The organism is Microbacterium sp. KR10-403 (assembly GCF_040196215.1).
Lineage (GTDB): Bacteria > Actinomycetota > Actinomycetes > Actinomycetales > Microbacteriaceae > Microbacterium.
This window is the reverse complement of record NZ_JBEGDC010000003.1, coordinates 354909-370876: the sequence shown is the minus strand read 5'-3', so window position 1 is coordinate 370876 and position 15968 is coordinate 354909. Positions and strand designations below refer to the sequence as shown.

Annotated in this window: 15 protein-coding genes and 2 tRNA genes; 11 read left to right on the top strand and 6 right to left on the bottom strand. The window is 69.7% G+C overall.

The annotated features are described in order from the left end of the window. Positions 1-2 precede the first annotated feature (2 nt). The 5 genes from topA to ABMQ42_RS08500 all read left to right on the top strand — a co-directional run bounded on the left by topA (position 3) and on the right by ABMQ42_RS08500 (position 6222). Positions 3-2711: a type I DNA topoisomerase gene (gene topA, locus ABMQ42_RS08520; protein ID WP_349722516.1), complete on the top strand. Its 2709-nt coding sequence runs from the start codon at positions 3-5 to the stop codon at positions 2709-2711. Further along, positions 2708-3328, top strand: coding sequence for a dTMP kinase (tmk, locus tag ABMQ42_RS08515; protein ID WP_349722514.1), 621 nt, complete (start codon positions 2708-2710; stop codon positions 3326-3328). Before topA ends, tmk begins: the two co-directional genes overlap by 4 nt. A 36-nt stretch (positions 3329-3364) precedes the next feature. Continuing rightward, entirely contained in the window at positions 3365-4540 is a 1176-nt protein-coding gene (locus tag ABMQ42_RS08510; protein ID WP_349722513.1) for a DNA polymerase III subunit delta', read from the top strand. Continuing rightward, positions 4537-6087: an alpha/beta hydrolase gene (locus ABMQ42_RS08505; protein WP_349722511.1), complete on the top strand. Its 1551-nt coding sequence runs from the start codon at positions 4537-4539 to the stop codon at positions 6085-6087. The genes ABMQ42_RS08510 and ABMQ42_RS08505 overlap by 4 nt, the downstream gene beginning before the upstream one ends. Positions 6088-6149: 62 nt before the next feature. After that, a tRNA-Thr gene (locus ABMQ42_RS08500) sits at positions 6150-6222 on the top strand. Positions 6223-6273: 51 nt separating this feature from the next. Here the strand turns inward: ABMQ42_RS08500 and ABMQ42_RS08495 are convergent. The 3 genes from ABMQ42_RS08495 to ABMQ42_RS08485 all read right to left on the bottom strand — a co-directional run bounded on the left by ABMQ42_RS08495 (position 6274) and on the right by ABMQ42_RS08485 (position 9209). Beyond that, positions 6274-7380 carry a fatty acid desaturase family protein gene (locus ABMQ42_RS08495; protein WP_349722718.1) on the bottom strand — a complete coding sequence of 369 codons (1107 nt, stop codon included), beginning with the start codon at positions 7378-7380 and terminating at the stop codon, positions 6274-6276. 171 nt (positions 7381-7551) lie between these two features. Further along, complete coding sequence (locus ABMQ42_RS08490; protein ID WP_275280023.1) at positions 7552-7755, bottom strand: cold-shock protein; 204 nt, start codon at positions 7753-7755, stop codon at positions 7552-7554. 491 nt (positions 7756-8246) lie between these two features. Further along, the gene (locus tag ABMQ42_RS08485) at positions 8247-9209 is read right to left on the bottom strand and encodes an EamA family transporter (protein ID WP_349722509.1); all 963 of its coding nucleotides are present in this window, start codon (positions 9207-9209) and stop codon (positions 8247-8249) included. Between the two features lie 56 nt (positions 9210-9265). Here ABMQ42_RS08485 and ABMQ42_RS08480 point away from each other — a divergent pair, with 56 nt between their 5' ends. Both ABMQ42_RS08480 and ABMQ42_RS08475 read left to right on the top strand, forming a co-directional pair. Beyond that, positions 9266-11497 carry an MMPL family transporter gene (locus tag ABMQ42_RS08480; RefSeq protein WP_349722717.1) on the top strand — a complete coding sequence of 744 codons (2232 nt, stop codon included), beginning with the start codon at positions 9266-9268 and terminating at the stop codon, positions 11495-11497. A 16-nt stretch (positions 11498-11513) separates the two neighbouring features. Beyond that, a complete protein-coding gene (locus tag ABMQ42_RS08475) occupies positions 11514-12092 on the top strand; it encodes an isochorismatase family protein (protein ID WP_349722508.1) in 579 nt (192 codons plus the stop codon). Between the two features lie 124 nt (positions 12093-12216). Here the strand turns inward: ABMQ42_RS08475 and ABMQ42_RS08470 are convergent, their stop codons facing one another. Beyond that, the gene (locus ABMQ42_RS08470; protein ID WP_349722506.1) at positions 12217-12558 is read right to left on the bottom strand and encodes a hypothetical protein; all 342 of its coding nucleotides are present in this window, start codon (positions 12556-12558) and stop codon (positions 12217-12219) included. Positions 12559-12697: 139 nt separating this feature from the next. Between ABMQ42_RS08470 and msrA the strand changes: the two genes are divergently transcribed. Then, the gene (gene msrA, locus ABMQ42_RS08465) at positions 12698-13252 is read left to right on the top strand and encodes a peptide-methionine (S)-S-oxide reductase MsrA (RefSeq protein WP_349722504.1); all 555 of its coding nucleotides are present in this window, start codon (positions 12698-12700) and stop codon (positions 13250-13252) included. Positions 13253-13296: 44 nt separating this feature from the next. Here the strand turns inward: msrA and ABMQ42_RS08460 are convergent. Next, positions 13297-13371 (bottom strand) — tRNA-Lys (locus ABMQ42_RS08460). A gap of 245 nt (positions 13372-13616) precedes the next feature. Here ABMQ42_RS08460 and ABMQ42_RS08455 point away from each other — a divergent pair. After that, entirely contained in the window at positions 13617-13847 is a 231-nt protein-coding gene (locus tag ABMQ42_RS08455; RefSeq protein ID WP_349722502.1) for a hypothetical protein, read from the top strand. Between the two features lie 3 nt (positions 13848-13850). Here ABMQ42_RS08455 and ABMQ42_RS08450 read toward each other — a convergent pair whose 3' ends face one another. Then, on the bottom strand, positions 13851-15062 hold the full coding sequence (locus tag ABMQ42_RS08450) for an NAD(P)H-binding protein (protein WP_349722500.1): 1212 nt from the start codon (positions 15060-15062) through the stop codon (positions 13851-13853). A gap of 95 nt (positions 15063-15157) precedes the next feature. Here ABMQ42_RS08450 and ABMQ42_RS08445 point away from each other — a divergent pair, with 95 nt between their 5' ends. Both ABMQ42_RS08445 and ABMQ42_RS08440 read left to right on the top strand, forming a co-directional pair. Beyond that, positions 15158-15505, top strand: coding sequence for a helix-turn-helix transcriptional regulator (locus tag ABMQ42_RS08445; RefSeq protein ID WP_349722716.1), 348 nt, complete (start codon positions 15158-15160; stop codon positions 15503-15505). A 52-nt stretch (positions 15506-15557) separates the two neighbouring features. Next, positions 15558-15968 carry a VOC family protein gene (locus tag ABMQ42_RS08440; RefSeq protein ID WP_349722498.1) on the top strand — a complete coding sequence of 137 codons (411 nt, stop codon included), beginning with the start codon at positions 15558-15560 and terminating at the stop codon, positions 15966-15968.

Genomic DNA, 15968 nt, shown 5'->3' with positions numbered 1-15968 from the left:
CTTTGGCACACGGCAAGAAGCTCGTCATCGTCGAGTCCCCGACGAAGATGAAGTCGATCCAGGGCTACCTGGGCGACGGCTACGAGGTGCTCAGCTCCGTCGGTCACATCCGTGACCTCGCCGACCGCAAAGCGATCCCGGCCGAGCTGAAGAAGACCTCGGTGGGACGCTACTCGATCGACATCGAGAACGACTTCTCGCCGTACTACGTCGAGTCCGAGCGTGGCAAGAAGACGGTCGCCGAGCTCAAGCGCGCACTCAAGACGAGCGACGAGCTCCTGCTCGCCACCGATGAGGACCGCGAGGGCGAGGCCATCGCCTGGCACCTCCTCGAGGCGCTCAAGCCCAAGGTGCCGGTCAAGCGCATGGTCTTCCACGAGATCACCAAGGACGCGATCCGCGCCGCGGTCGACAAGACGCGCGAGCTCGACCTCAACCTCGTCGACGCGCAGGAGACCCGCCGCATCCTCGACCGTCTCTACGGGTGGGACGTCTCGCCGGTCCTCTGGCTGAAGGTGCAGCAGGGCCTGTCGGCCGGACGCGTGCAGTCCGCAGCGACCCGCATGGTCGTCGACCGCGAGCGCGAGCGCATCGCGTTCGTGTCCGCCTCGTACTGGGATGTCACGGCCACCGCCGCGAAGGAGACGGATGCATTCGGCATCCAGCTCGTGCGCCTGGGCGGGGCGCCGATCGCCCGCGGCTCCGACTTCACCGACGCCGGCGCGCTCAAGAAGGCCGTCGTCGTGCTCGATGAGGCCGCCGCCCGCGCGCTCGCCGAGGAGGTCTCGGCGGCGGGTGAGGCATCCGTCACCAAGGTCGAATCGAAGCCGGGCACCCGACGTCCCTACGCGCCGTTCACCACCTCGACCATGCAGCAGGAGGCCGGCCGCAAGCTCTCGATGAGCGCCAAGCACGCGATGAGCGTCGCCCAGCGCCTGTACGAGAAGGGGTACATCACCTATATGCGCACCGACTCCACGGCCCTGTCGACGCAGGCCGTGCAGGCCGCGCGCGAGCAGGCTGTGGAGCTGTACGGACCCAAGGCGGTGCCGCTGAACCCGCGCGTCTACAAGAGCAAGAGCAAGAACGCGCAGGAGGCCCACGAGGCCATCCGTCCGTCCGGCGAGCACTTCCGCACGCCGTCGTCGGTGTCGGGTTCCCTGGATCGCGACGAGCTGCGCCTGTACGACCTGATCTGGAAGCGCACGGTCGCCAGCCAGATGTCCGATGCGACGTACGAGACCACCACCGTGACGCTCGAGATCCCGCTGGCCGAGAAGACCGCCGAGTTCACGGCATCCGGCACCGTCTACACCTTCAAGGGGTTCCTCGAGGCGTACGAAGAGGGCCGCGACGAGAAGCGCTCCGACTCCGACAAGCACGACGACCAGGCGCTGCCGCAGATGGCCGTCGGTGACGTGCTCGCCGTCCGCGAGGTCGAGCCCAAGGGGCACGCCACGAACCCCAAGCCGCGCTACACCGAAGCGTCGCTGGTGAAGGCGCTGGAGGAGAAGGGCATCGGACGCCCGTCGACCTTCGCGAGCATCATCGACACGATCATCGCGCGCGGCTACGTCACCAAGCGCGGGCAGGCCCTCGTGCCCAGCTGGGTCGCGTTCAGCGTCGTGCGACTGCTCGAGCAGCACTTCACCGAGCTGATCGACTACGACTTCACCGCGGCGCTCGAAGACGATCTCGACGCCATCGCGCGCGGCGAGCGCAAGCGCGTCGACTGGCTCAAGGACTTCTACTTCGGCTCCGACGACCATACGGGTCTGCGCACCATCGTCGACAACCTCGGTGACATCGATGCGCGTGAGCTGAACTCCACGCGCGTCACCGACAACGCCGTGCTGCGCATCGGCCGCTACGGTCCGTACCTCGAGGTCACCGACCCCGAGCATCCCGACGCCGACCCGCGCCGGGTGAACATCCCCGAAGAGCTCGCCCCCGACGAGCTGACCGCCGCCAAGGCGCAGGAGCTCATCGATGCTCCGGTCGCCGGCGATCGGGTGCTCGGCGAGAACCCCGACAACGGCAAGATCATCGTCGTCAAGGACGGCCGCTACGGCCCGTACGTGCAGGAGAACGACCCGCCGACGGACGAGGAGGTGGATGCCGCGACCGGCGAGATCGCCGAGGCGGCCGCCACGCCCGCCAAGAAGGGCGCGAAGAAGGCCGCGGCACCCAAGCCCCGCACCGCGTCGCTGTTCAAGACGATGTCGGTGGACACGATCGACCTCGAGAGCGCGCTGAAGCTGCTGTCGTTGCCGCGCGTCGTGGGCGCCGACCCCGAATCGGGCGAGGAGATCACCGCGCAGAACGGCCGGTACGGTCCCTACCTGAAGAAGGGCACGGACTCGCGCACGCTCGATTCCGAGCAGCAGCTGTTCGACATCACGCTCGATGAGGCGCTCGAACGCTACAAGCAGCCCAAGTACGGCGCACGGCGCGCGTCGAGTGCGCTCAAGGAGTTCGAGGCCGACCCGGTCAGCGGCAAGCCGATCAAGCTGCGCGACGGGCGCTTCGGACCGTACGTCACCGATGGCGAGACGAACGCGACGGTGCCGCGCGGCGAGGACGCGATGGCCGTCGACTTCGCTCGGGCCGTGCAGCTGCTCGCCGACAAGCGGGCGAAGGGCCCGGCGCCCAAGCGCAAGCCGGCCGCCAAGAAGACGACGACCCGCAAGCCCGCGGCGAAGAAGAAGTGACCGGACTGTTCGTCACGTTCGAGGGCGGCGACGGCGTCGGCAAGACCACGCAGGCGGCGCTCCTCGAGCAGTGGCTGCGCGAGCGCGGTCGTGAGGTCGTGCGCACGCGCGAGCCGGGCGGCACCGAGGTGGGCGAGCGCATCCGCGACATCGTGCTGCACCATCGCGGGCACGTCGACCCGCGCGCCGAGGCGCTGCTCTATGCCGCGGACCGCGCGCACCATATCGCCACCGTCGTCCGGCCGGCACTCGGGCGCGGGGCGGCGGTCATCCAGGACCGGTACCTCGACTCGTCGGTCGCCTATCAGGGTGCCGGGCGCGTGCTCGACCCCGACGACGTGCGCCGGCTGTCGCTGTGGGCGGTCGAGGGACTGCTGCCCGACGTGACGGTGCTGCTCGACCTCGACGAGGCCTCGGCGCGGCGCCGACTCGACGCCGACGACAAGCCGTTCGACAGGCTCGAAGCCGAGAAGGCGGACTTCCACGCCCGCGTGCGCACTGCGTTCCTGGAGTTGGCAGACGCCGAGCCCGATCGATTCCTGGTGGTGGATGCCGCGCAGCCCGTCGAGCGGATCGCCGAGCTCGTGCGCACCCGCGTCGCCGAGCGCCTCGCCTGACGCGCGGTGTCGCGCGCCCCGGTTAGGCTGGTCCGCATGGACGCCGCCACCGACACCGTGACCCGCGTCCACGACGGCGCCGTCCCCTGGGGCGAGGTGTGGGGGCAGGAGGCGGCCGTGCGGTCGCTGCAGGCCGCGGCATCCGACCCCGCCGAGCTCACGCACGCGTGGCTCATCACCGGCCCGCCCGGTTCGGGGCGCTCGACGATCGCGCGCGCGTTCGCCGCGGCGCTGATCGCCGAACCGGGCGACGAGCGCGTCATGCGCCAGGTGCTCGCCGGCACCCATCCTGACTACACGGCTCTGCGCACCGAGGGCGTGATCATCTCCATCAAAGACGCGCGCGCACTCGTCGAGCGCTCGTACTTCGCGCCGTCCCTGGGCCGCTACCGCGTGATCGTGATGGAAGACGCCGATCGCATGAGCGAGCGCACCTCGAACGTGCTGCTGAAGGCGCTCGAAGAGCCGCCCGAGCGCACGATCTGGGTGCTGTGCGCGCCCAGCGACGCCGACCTGCTGCCGACCATCCGGTCGCGCGTGCGGGTGCTGCGTCTGCGCGACCCCGAGATCGCCGACGTGGCGGCGCTCGTGGCCGAACGCACCGGCGTCGACACGCAGATCGCCGAGCAGTCCGCGCGACACGCGCAGCGCCACATCGGCATGGCGCAGCGACTGGCGACCGACGCGGCATCCCGCGAACGGCGCGACGCGATGCTGCGTGCGGTGCTGAAGGTCCGCGGCGTGTCGACGGCCGTCGAGGCCGCCGCGCAGATCGACGCCGGCGCCTCCGACGACGCCAAGGCGCTGACGACCGAGCGCGACGAGGCAGAGCGCACCCAGCTGCTGACGACCTTCGGCGTCGCACCCGGCGCCGCGGTGCCGCCCGCCGTGCGCTCGCAGCTGAAGGCTCTCGAAGACGAGCAGAAGCGCCGGGCGACCCGTAGCCGTCGCGACGGCGTCGACCGCGTGCTCACCGACCTGCAGTCGATGTACCGCGATGTGCTGATGCTGCAGTTCGGCAGGGACGGCGACCTCATCAACAGCGAACTCGAGGCCGAGCTGCGCACCGTCGCCGAGGCGTGGGAGCCCGCCCGCACCCTCGTGGTGCTCGACGCGATCTCGACCACGCGCAAGAACATCGAGCAGAACGTCGCTCCGGCGCTCGCACTGGAGAGCATGCTCATCACCGTCGCAAGCGGAAGGACCCCGTGAAGACCAAGACCCGTCTGCTGGCCGTGCTCGCCGGCGCAGCGGTGGCATCCGTCACCCTGACCGGCTGCCTGTTCACCTTCCTGCCCGACGGGGGAGCGACCTCGTCGCAGCCGTCGACAAGCGCGACGCCCGACGCCGAGGGCGTGGCGTCCGAGCTGCTGCCCTTCTACACGCAGACGATCGACTGGTCGCCGTGCGCGAGCTCCGACCAGTGCGCCCACATCGACGCACCGCTCGACTGGAACGACCCCGGCAAGGGCAAGGTCTCGCTGTCGATCATCAAGCACAGCGCCACCGGCACCTCCGAGGGCTCTCTGCTGGTCAACCCGGGTGGCCCGGGCGCGAGCGGGGTCGAGCTGATCCGCGACTCGCTCGACTACGCGGTGGGCTCCACCCTGTCCGAGCACTACGACGTCATCGGCTTCGACCCGCGCGGTGTGGGCGGATCGACCGCGGTGAAGTGCTACGACGACGCGCAGATGGACGCCTACCTGTTCGACATCCCGAGTGCGCCGCGCAACACCGCCCAGTGGCGCGAAGAGGTGCTCGCGTCCGCGAAGGGCTTCGCGCAGGCGTGCGAGGAGAACAGCGGCGGCATCCTTCCCTACATCACCACCGAGTTCGCGGCGCGCGACATGGACCTCATGCGTGCCGTGCTCGGTGAGAAGAAGCTCGACTATCTCGGCTACTCGTACGGCACCTTCCTCGGAGCCACGTACGCCAAGCTCTACCCCGAAAAGGTCGGTCGCTTCGTGCTCGACGGTGCACTCGATCCCTCGACCTCGGGGCTCGACGTGAGCACCACCCAGGGCGTCGGGTTCGAGTCCGCGCTGCGCGCCTACATGGCCTCGTGTCTGAAGACCCGGGGATGCCCGTTCTCCGGCACCGTCGACGACGCGATGTCCAGCCTGGGTGCGATGCTGGCCAAGGTCGACAAGGCGCCGCTGCGCAACACCGATGGGCGCATGCTCGGCGCCGATGCCATGGTCACCTCGATCGTGGCGGCGCTGTATTCGCAGGACAGCTGGCAGTACCTCACCCAGTCGCTCGCGGGCATCGCCCAGGGCAACCCGGGCATCGCCTTCCAGCTCGCCGACTTCTACTACAACCGCGTCGACGGCAAGTACCAGGACAACTCGCAGGAGGCCTTCACCGCCTACAACTGCATGGACTACCCGGATGACGCCACCGACGCGCAGATCGCGGCTGCGCAGGCGACGCTGAAGGCGAAGGCTCCCACGATCGCTCCGTACTGGAACGTCGACATCGACGGCTGCGAGAGTTGGCCGGCAAAGGCGACGGGCGTGCGCGAGGAGATCCACGCGGCCGGTGCCGGCCCGATCCTCGTGATCGGCACGACGAACGATCCGGCGACGCCGTACACGTGGGCGCAGGCGCTGGCCAAGCAGCTGGATTCCGGCATCCTGATCACCCGCGTCGGCGAGGGACACACCGGCTTCAACAAGGGGAACAGCTGCGTCGACGACGCCGTGAACGACTACTTCGTGGACGGCACGGTGCCCGACGGCGACGTGCGCTGCGACTGAGCCCGGACGATTTCACGGGTCGCCCCGCGACCATGTAAGATCGATCATCGTGCACAGCGCACGCCGCCTTAGCTCAGTCGGCAGAGCGGTTCACTCGTAATGAACAGGTCGTCGGTTCGATTCCGACAGGCGGCTCACGCAGAAGGCCCCCTCGCAAGAGGGGGCCTTCGTCGTGTGGAGGCCGGGTCAGACGCGCCGGTACGACGACGCCATCGGGCAGTCGAACGGATCGCGTGCAGCCAGCCCCACCCGGTTGAGGTAGGCGATCACGATCGCGTACGAGCGCCACAGACTCGTCTCCACGTAGGGCACGTCGAGCGTCGCGCACTGCTCGCGAACGATCTCGCGGGCGCGGGCGAGGTGCGGTCGCGGCATGTTCGGGAACAGGTGGTGCTCGACCTGGTAGTTGAGGCCGCCCATCAGCCAGGTCGCCCACCAGCCGCCGGTGATGTTGCGCGAGGTGCGCACCTGCTTGCTGAAGAAGTCGAGCTTCGCCGTGCGGTCGATGACCGGCATGCCCTTGTGGTTCGGCGCGAACGAAGCGCCCATGTAGATGCCGAAGACAGCGAGCTGCACGCCGAGGAAGGCGAACGCCATGCCCAGCGGCAGCAGCAGGAACACCGGCACGACGAAGACCGCGAAGCGCGCGGCGATGAGCCCCAGCTCGGCCCAGCGTCCCTTGACGGGCTTGCGTCCCAGGAGGTGGACCAGGGCGAGCCGATGCAGGTTGATGCCCTCGAAGGCCAGCAGCGGGAAGAAGAGCCAGCCCTGCCTGCGGGTGATCGCGCGGCGCAGACCGCGCGCGGTCGCGGCATCCTCATCCAGGAACGAGATCGTGTCGATTTCGATGTCGGGGTCGCGACCGACCCGGTTCGGGTTGGCGTGGTGGCGGGTGTGCTTGCTGCTCCACCATGAATAGCTCATGCCGACGACGCCGTTGCCCAGCAGCCGCGCGAGGCGGTCGTTCGCGGGTCCCGAGGAAAGGATCTGGCGGTGTGCGGCCTCGTGCGACAGGAAGGCGACCTGCGTGAAGAGGATGCCGAGTCCGCCGGCGATCAGCAGCTGGAACCAGCTGGCACCCAGGAGCACGAAGCCCGTCACGGCTCCGCCGAAGCCGAGGGCTATCAGCAGACCGACGAAGGCGTAGAACCACGGTGTGCGGGCGAGCAGCCCGCTCTCGCGGGCGACCTGCGACACATCCGTGAAGGCGCGAGTGAGGGGCGGGAAGTCCTCGGTGCGCGCATAGGTCTGACGAACGGGCCCGAGCCGCGGCTCGAGGGTGGTGGAGGAGATGAGAGCACCTGTGCTTCGATCATGACCGCTTCGGCCGTGGAGCCAAAGGCGGTTGCCGATCGCTGGTGCCCACCCTACGTGGTGGCGTGTGCGGCCCCCGGAATATACAGCCCCTGCACAGACGCAGAACGGCCGGGGTCCAGACGGACCCCGGCCGCGTTTTCTGAGAGATCAGAGCGGGCGGATGTTGGCTGCCTGCATGCCCTTGGGGCCCTGCTCGGCGTCGAACTCCACCTTCTGCGCCTCGCGCAGTTCCTTGAAGCCGTTGCCGGTGATCGCGCTGTAGTGCGCGAACAGGTCGGCGGAGCCGTCATCGGGTGCAATGAACCCGTAGCCCTTTTCGGCGTTGAACCATTTCACGGTGCCAGTGGCCATCGTGTCTTTCCTTCTGTTGTGCGGGCCGCCGGAGCGGCCGTGTGTGCCGCGCCGACGAATGCGGAGCGGACGGCGGGGACGGCGGCGGGACTCCGGCGCCGAAAGAGTGGATGCCTCGACCGCCGCGACCGCTTCGGCGCGGGTCGCGTGCATGCCGAGGTTGACGCCGAGGCCGCTGTGCGCGGCGTATCCGTGCACGGTGACCTCGACGAAGCCGGCGTACGCACCGGCGAGGTGCGCGACGTGGACGTCGTCGTCGGCCTGGCGCCATTGCACGGCGGCGACGGGAACGGGAACGGGGGAAGACATGGAGAACCTTGACTGTGGGGCGCGGGCGTGCCACGCGCGGAGAATGGAAGCGGCGTTGTGCGCCGGTGCGGACATCGGTCCATGGACTGCTCGACGGTGAGGCAGCAGGATCACGACGTGCGGTATGCCCCGTAGGGCTCCTCCACCATAACACGGGCTGCCGTCCGGACCGCCGACCGCCCTCAGGCGAGTGCCAGCAGTATGCCGGCGGCGAGCGCGAGGATGAGGCCCAGCCATTGCACGGCGGCGACGCGCTCGCGCAGCACGAGCGCCGCGAGGATGATCGTTCCGGCGGGGTACATCGCGGTCAGGGCGGAGACCACCGACAGATCGCCGAGCCGCAGGGCGACGAGCATGAACGCGTTGGCCGACGCGTCGACCACGCCGCACGCGACGGCGGACCACCAGGCGCCCGCGGGGACCGGCACGGGAGGGGCGGCGACGGCTCGGCCGGCCGCATGCTCGAGGTCGGCGTGCCCGGTCGGCGTCGCGCCGAGCTCGATGCCCTGAGCGGCGAGCACCTGGTGCATGCGCTGACCCCGCCTCCTGCCCGCGAGGAGGAGCACGAGCACGATCAGCGTCGTGATCGTCGCGCTCGTGGCCCGATTGAGCACGAGCGGCACGATGCCGCTCGCCGATGAGGTCTGGTCGATCGCGATCATGAACGCGCCGATGGCCAGTCCCGCGCCGACGGCCATGAGCAGCCCGCGCGCCGACGGGCGCACGGCCTTCTGGCCCGGGATGAATCCGACAAGCACCACCGCAACCAGTGCGACGCCCAGGCCCGCGTAGCCCAGCCCGCTCAGCTGTTCGCCGTCGACGAGCAGCCCCCACAGCATCGGGGCGATCGCCGAGACGACGGCGGTCAGCGGCGACAGGATGCTCATCGGGCCGATGGCGAGGCACGCGTACAAGAGGGCGATGGCGATCGCGCCGAACACCCCCGAGAGCACGCCCCACGCGGCATCCCGCCCGTTCCAGACGCCGCCGAGCAGCGGGTAGAGCGCCACGAGGAGCACCAGACCCGACGCGGCCGCCACCGCCGTGGCCACGATCGAGCGCAGCCTCTTCGCGGCGAGGCCGCCGAGGAAGTCGGCCGAGCCGTAGACGAGAGCGCCGACGAGGGCGATGGCTGCGGCGGGCATGACGTCAGCCTAGAGTGTCACCGTCTGCCGAAATCCTCCCTAGTCTGGAAGGCATGATGTCACGCCCGGGCCCGCTCACTCGCCGCCAGCTGCGTGAGCGGAGCGCGTCGCCGACCCGATGGCTGCGTATCGGCATCCCGGTGCTGCTGGTGCTCGTGTGGCTGGTCGGGGGAGCGATCGGCGGCCCGTACTTCGGCAAGGTGAGTGAGGTCTCCACGAACGACCATTCCGCGTACCTGCCCGACTCGGCCGAATCGACCGTCGTGCAGAACCGGCTGGCGGACTTCACGGGGAGCGACAGCATCCCGGCCGTGGTCGTCGTGACCGCCGACGACGGCGCGAAGCTCACCGACGGCCAGCTCTCCGCGCTGCGCGACCTCGTCGACCCGCTCGGCGAGGTGTCGGGGGTGAACGGCAGTGTGTCGCCCCCGATCACCTCCGACGACGGCAAGGCCGCGCAGCTGTTCGTGCCGATGGGGACGGATGACGTCTCCGACGCCGTCGACGCCCTGCGCACCGCGCTGGATGACGGGCTGCCCGACGGCACCACCGCGTGGATCACAGGGCCGGCCGGCTTCACCGCCGACCTCGTGCACGGCTTCCTCGGCATCGACGGGCTGCTGCTCGGCGTCGCCCTGCTGGCGGTGTTCGTCATCCTCGTGATCGTGTACCGATCGCCGCTGTTGCCGATCCTGGTACTGGCGACCGCCTGCTTCGCGCTGTGCGTGGCGCTGCTGACGGTCTGGTGGCTCGCGAAGGCAGGCGCGGTCGTCCTCAACGGGCAGGTGCAGGGCATCCTGTTCATCCTCGTGATCGGCGCCGCGACCGACTACGCGCTGCTGTACGTCGCGCGATATCGCGAGGCCGTCTCGGAGGGGGCGAAGCGGTGGGATGCCACGGTGAAGGCCTGGCGCGGCGCGTTCGAGCCGGTCCTGGCCTCCGGTGGCACGGTCATCGCGGGCCTGCTGTGCCTGCTGCTCAGCGACCTCGCCACGAACCGGGCGCTCGGCCCGATCGCCTCGATCGGCATCGCGTTCGCGATCCTGTCGGCGCTGACCTTCCTGCCCGCACTGCTGGCACTCGTCGGCCGGGCGGCGTTCTGGCCGTTCATCCCGAAGCACCCGCTGGCGACGATCCCCGACGACCTCACGGCGCCGGTGAAGGGCTTCTGGCCGCGCCAGGCGCGGCTGGTGGCGCGGCACTCCCGTCCGGTGTGGATCGTGGCCCTGGTGGTGCTGCTGGCGGCCGGCACCGGCATCCTGCAGCTGAAGGCTGACGGCGTGCCCACGAGCGATCTCGTCACGAGCGCATCCGAGGCCCGCGACGGTCAGGCCGTGCTCGGCGATCACTTCGACGCCGGCAGCGGCAGCCCCGTGTACGTGCTCGTCGAGAAGGCCGACCTCGACAAGGCTGCGACGGTGATGGATGCCTCGGCCGGCCTCGAATCAGTCGCCGTGACCTCCGCCGACTCGGCCTCCGGCCAGGCGACCGTCACCGTCGACGACGGAACGGTGACGATCGCGGCCCAGGGCCCGCCCGGCACCGCCGCCCCCGAGCCGACCGTGTCGGACGGGCAGGTGCTGTTGACCGGCACCCTCGCGGATCCTGCCGACTCGGACGCGGCCGAGCAGACCGTGCGCGAGCTGCGCACCGCGCTGTCGGCCGAGCTGGGAGAGGGCGCCGTGCAGGTGGGCGGGGTGACCGCGACCGACATCGACACGAACGACACGTCGATCCGTGATCGGACTCTGATCATCCCGATCGTGCTCCTGGTGATCTTCGTGATCCTCATGCTGCTGCTGCGGGCCGTCCTCGCGCCGGTGCTGCTGGTGCTCTCGGTGATCGTGTCGTTCGCCGCGGCCATGGGCGTGTCGGCACTCGTGTTCAACCATGTGCTGGGCTTCCCGGGGGCCGACCCCGCGGTGCCGCTGTACGGGTTCGTGTTCCTCGTGGCGCTCGGGGTGGACTACAACATCTTCCTGATGACGCGCGTGCGCGAGGAGTCGAAGCGCCACGGGACCAGGCCGGGCATCCTGCGCGGGCTTGTGGCCACCGGCGGTGTGATCACGTCGGCCGGGCTCGTGCTGGCCGCGACGTTCGCCGCACTGGGCGTCATCCCGATCCTGTTCCTCGCGCAGATCGCGTTCATCGTCGCGTTCGGCGTGCTGCTCGATACCTTCGTCGTGCGCTCGCTGCTCGTGCCCGCGATCTCATACGACATCGGGCGTGCGATCTGGTGGCCGTCGAAGCTGTGGCGTCGGGACGTGGATGCCGCGGGCCGCGACTGATCGGTACGCTTCAGGCATGGGCACAGCACTGTTCATCGTCGATGTGCAGAACGACTTCACCGAGGGCGGCGCCCTCGGCGTCGCAGGCGGTGACGCGGTCGCCGAGGGCGTCTCGCGGCTTCTCGCCGAGCATGCCGGCGACTACGACATCATCATCGCGTCGCGCGACTGGCACGACGGCGACAACGACAACGGCGGGCATTTCGCGCTGTCGGGTGACCCCGACTTCGTAGACACCTGGCCGGTCCACTGCGTGGCCGGCACTCAGGGTGCCGACTACGATCCCGGCCTGGTGACGGCATCCATCACCCACCACGTCAAGAAGGGGCAGGGCAAGCCGGCGTACTCGCTGTTCGAGGGCGTCACCGACGACGGTGAGACGGTCGAGCAGCTGCTCGACGCGCACGGCATCGTCGACGTCGACGTCACCGGCATCGCCACCGACTACTGCGTGCGCGCGTCGGCGCTCGACGCCATCGCGCACGGACGGCACGTGCGCGTGCTCACCGGCCTCGTCGCGGGCGTCGCGGCCAAATCGAGCGAGGCCGCGCTCGCCGAACTGGCGCACGCCGGGGCCGAGCTGGTCACCAGTTGACGTCGCGGCTTCGGCGGCCGTGCGTTCAGAACTCCGCACATCTGGAGGCTTCGACGCCGTTCACGCCCTGTTATGGCGCGTTGTCGCACCGATCCGCTGAGTATTGAACGCGGGGCCGCTGAACTCAGTGCGCGTGGCCGCCCGTGGAGCGGACCCCGGTCATGCCCTGTGGTGCGGACTTCTCCGCCGTGCCGAAGGAGAAGTCGACGACGCCATCGGGATCGACGCTGGCAGCCAGGACGAACTCGGAGAGGTCATCGGCCACATCGGGCGCCAGATAGATGTGCGCGCCCGACTGCTCGAGGATGACGTCGCCGTCTTCGGGTCCGGCGGCCGGTTCCAGGGCGAAGTCGGTGCCGCGCTCTGAGCCGTCGTAGATCCTGATGCCGCCGGTCTCACGCCCTCCGGGCGTCGTGTCGGCGATGGCTTTGACGACGATGCAGGCGTCGTCGGTGAGGGTGAACACCCTCAGCACGATACCGGCGACGGGTGATGCCGAGGCGCTTGAGAGCCGGGAGAATGGAACGGGACCAAAACGGGCACGTGCGACGTTGTGTCCTGTGGATGCCGCAGCCCGTGGCATCCGGAACGGAGGAACAGCCATCATGACCAGCGGCAGCAACGACACGGGAGAGATCAGGCGCGAGCCGGGCACGGAGACGGCCGTGCTCGCGGGCGGGTGCTTCTGGGGGATGGAAGACCTCATCCGCCGCCAGCCGGGCGTGCTCGGCACGCGCGTGGGCTACACCGGCGGCGAGAACGACCACGCCACCTACCGGAACCACCCCGGTCATGCCGAGGCCGTCGAGATCGTCTTCGACCCGACCAAGACGGACTATCGCGACATCCTGGCGTTCTTCTTCCAGATCCACGACCCGTCGACGCTCAACCGGCAGGGCAACGACATCGGCACGAGCTACCGGTCGGCGATCTTCCCGCTCACGCCCGAGCAGGAGCAGGTCGCGCGCGACACGATCGCCGACGTCGACGCGTCGGGGCTGTGGCCGGGCAATGCCGTCACGACGATCGAGCCCGCGGGCCCGTTCTGGGAGGCCGAGCCCGAGCACCAGGACTACCTGATCGCCTATCCGAACGGGTACACCTGCCACTTCCCGCGGGCGGGCTGGGTGCTGCCGCGGCGCGGCGCGACCGCGGTCTGAACGGGGCGGTCGGGGTGTCGGATGCTCCGGGTAGAAAGGCTCTATGGTGCCCCCGGAGAATTACGATATCTCGACCCACCGGTTAAAAGCCGGTTGCTCTGCCTCTGAGCTACGGGGGCGAACAGAGGTGCCGTACAAGACGTGCGGCACCTGTCGGCAGTCTAAACCATCGACGGAATTCAATCGGAAGCGGTCGCGTCCCGACGGACTGCAAGAGGTCTGTCGTGAGTGCAATCGGGCGTCATCGCGCCGCTACTATGCGGAGAATCGCGAGAAGCAGCTCCGTGTCATCGCCGAGAGGACAGCGCGACGGCGTGACGAGGCGAAGGCGTTCCTCACGGCCTACCTTCGGGAGCATCCGTGCGTGGACTGCGGCGTGTGCGACCTGCGCGTCCTGGACTTCGACCATCGCCCGGGGTCGGCTAAGCGCTACGACGTGATGCGCATGGTGAGAGACGGCTACAGCATCCGCATCATCTCCGAGGAGATCGCCAAGTGCGAGGTGCGTTGCCGCAACTGTCACGCCATCGTCACGCTCGAACGGGCGGGCGAGAACTGGCGCTCACGGGCGATGCGCGACGTCACCGCGTCGTGACCGTCACTCCGCCACAGGAATGGTCGCCGTCACGTGGAACGCGCCGTCCTCGCTCGCGCCCGAGGTGATCGCACCGCCGAGGCGGCGGATGTCGGCGCGGGTACGGCTCAGGGTCATCGAGTGCTCCGCCTGCGGGGTCAGCCGCCCGGGCCCGTGCGCCACCTCGACCTCGACGGCGTGCGGCAGGTAGCGGACGGCGGCCGTGGCATCCACCCCTCTCGTGCGGGTCAGCACGAGGGCGGCGCCCTCCTGCAGGGCACGGAACGCGACCTCGTCGATGTGCACCGGAAGCCGGCGCTCGTCGCCCTCGATCGTCAGGGCGATCGGCATTCCGGCGGTCTGCAGGCCGGCGATCAGCTCGCGGGCGTTCGACAGCGAGGGCTCGGGCGGTGTGGGCAGCGGAGCGCGCACGATCGGGATGCCGCCGATTCCCGTCCCGCCCGGGTTCTTCGCCTGCCCGTCCGAGCCGGTGTGCTCGCGCAGCCAGGCGGTGAAGTCCTTGCCGCGCACCTGCGCGTTCGTGCCGGCCAGCAGACTGCCGTCGCGCATCTGCCGGCCCGACGAACCCGGCAGCGAGACCTCGACGACGCGCCCGGGCAGGCGGGCGGCCCGTCCGTAGCGCCGGGCCATCTCGGCCATCCGCTCGACGCGGGGTCCGGCGATGTCGGCGACGCGCCCCGCCGGCGTGCCCTCGGCCAGCTCGACGAGCCGGGCGGCGACCTCGGCGGCCTCGATCGGCTGCGAGCGCATGGTCGGCACGAGCACGAAGGGCCCGGTCTTCATGCGCTCGAACATCTGCCGCGCGAACTCGTGGAACTGCGTGGCCCGCACGAGCGAATACGGGATCGGTCCCGCCCTGACGGCGCGTTCCTGCGCCCGCTTGCCCTGGTAGTAGCCGTAGCCCTTCTCGGTCGCGTCGATCCCCACGATCGACAGCACGACGTGGTGCCGCACACCCGCGCGCTCCTCGGCGGCGAGCAGGTTCTTCGTCACCGTCTCGAAGAAGCGGATGGATGCCGCGGCCGACATCGACGGCGTGCTGGTGACATCGATCACCGCGTCGACCTGGCCGAGCACGGCATCCACACCCTCGCCCGAGACGAGGTCCACGCCGGTGGAGCGGGAGATGACGATGGGCTCGTGTCCGTGGCTCAGGACGAGGTCGGCGACCAGGCGCCCGACCGTCCCGGTGCCTCCGGCGATGGCGATCCGCATGCTCCGAGCGTACTGCCGTCCGCTAGCCTCGGACCGTGGCATCCGGCCCTCAGAGTCCCGAGACCCTCGCGCACCTGCGCCGCGCCCGTGACCTCATGGATCGCGAGTACGCGCGCCCATTGGATGTGCCCACGATGGCCGCGCGGGCGTTCATGTCGCCCGCCCATTTCTCGCGCGAGTTCAAGACCGCCTACGGTGAGACGCCCTATTCCTACCTGATGACACGGCGCATCGAACGGGCGATGGCGTTGCTGCGCGCAGGATCGACGGTGACGGATGCCTGCACCGCCGTCGGCGCGACGTCACTGGGCTCGTTCAGCTCGACGTTCACCGAGATCGTCGGCGAGACGCCCAGCGCGTATCGCAACCGGTCGCACGACGCGGCGGAGGCGATGCCGGAATGCTTCGCGCGGATTCTGACCCGCCCGACCCGCTACGCGTGATCGAGCAGGATTCGAGAAGCGATGCGGACAGCCGTCGCGTACCGTTTCGGCCATGACTGACATCAGGTTCGGATTCTTCCCGCTCACCGTCGACGACGTCGACGCGGCGCTGGCCTTCTACCGCGATGCGGTGGGCCTCACCGTGCTCAACGACGTGTCGGGCAACGGATGGCGGTGGCTCAGCATGGGCACGCCCGACCAGCCCGGTGTCGCGCTCGTGCTCTCGGCGCCCGGCGCGGGCCGCTCACCCGACGACGCCGAACAGCTCGCGCGGCTCGTCGCCAAGGGGTCGGGCCCCGGACCCATCGTGTTCGCGACGAGCGACCTCGACGCCACGTTCGAACGCGTGCGCGCGACCGGGGCCGAGGTGCTGCAGGAGCCCATGGACCAGCCGTGGGGACCGCGCGACTGCGCGTTCCGCGACCCGGCCGGCAACCTCGTGCGGATCAACGGCACCGCGTGA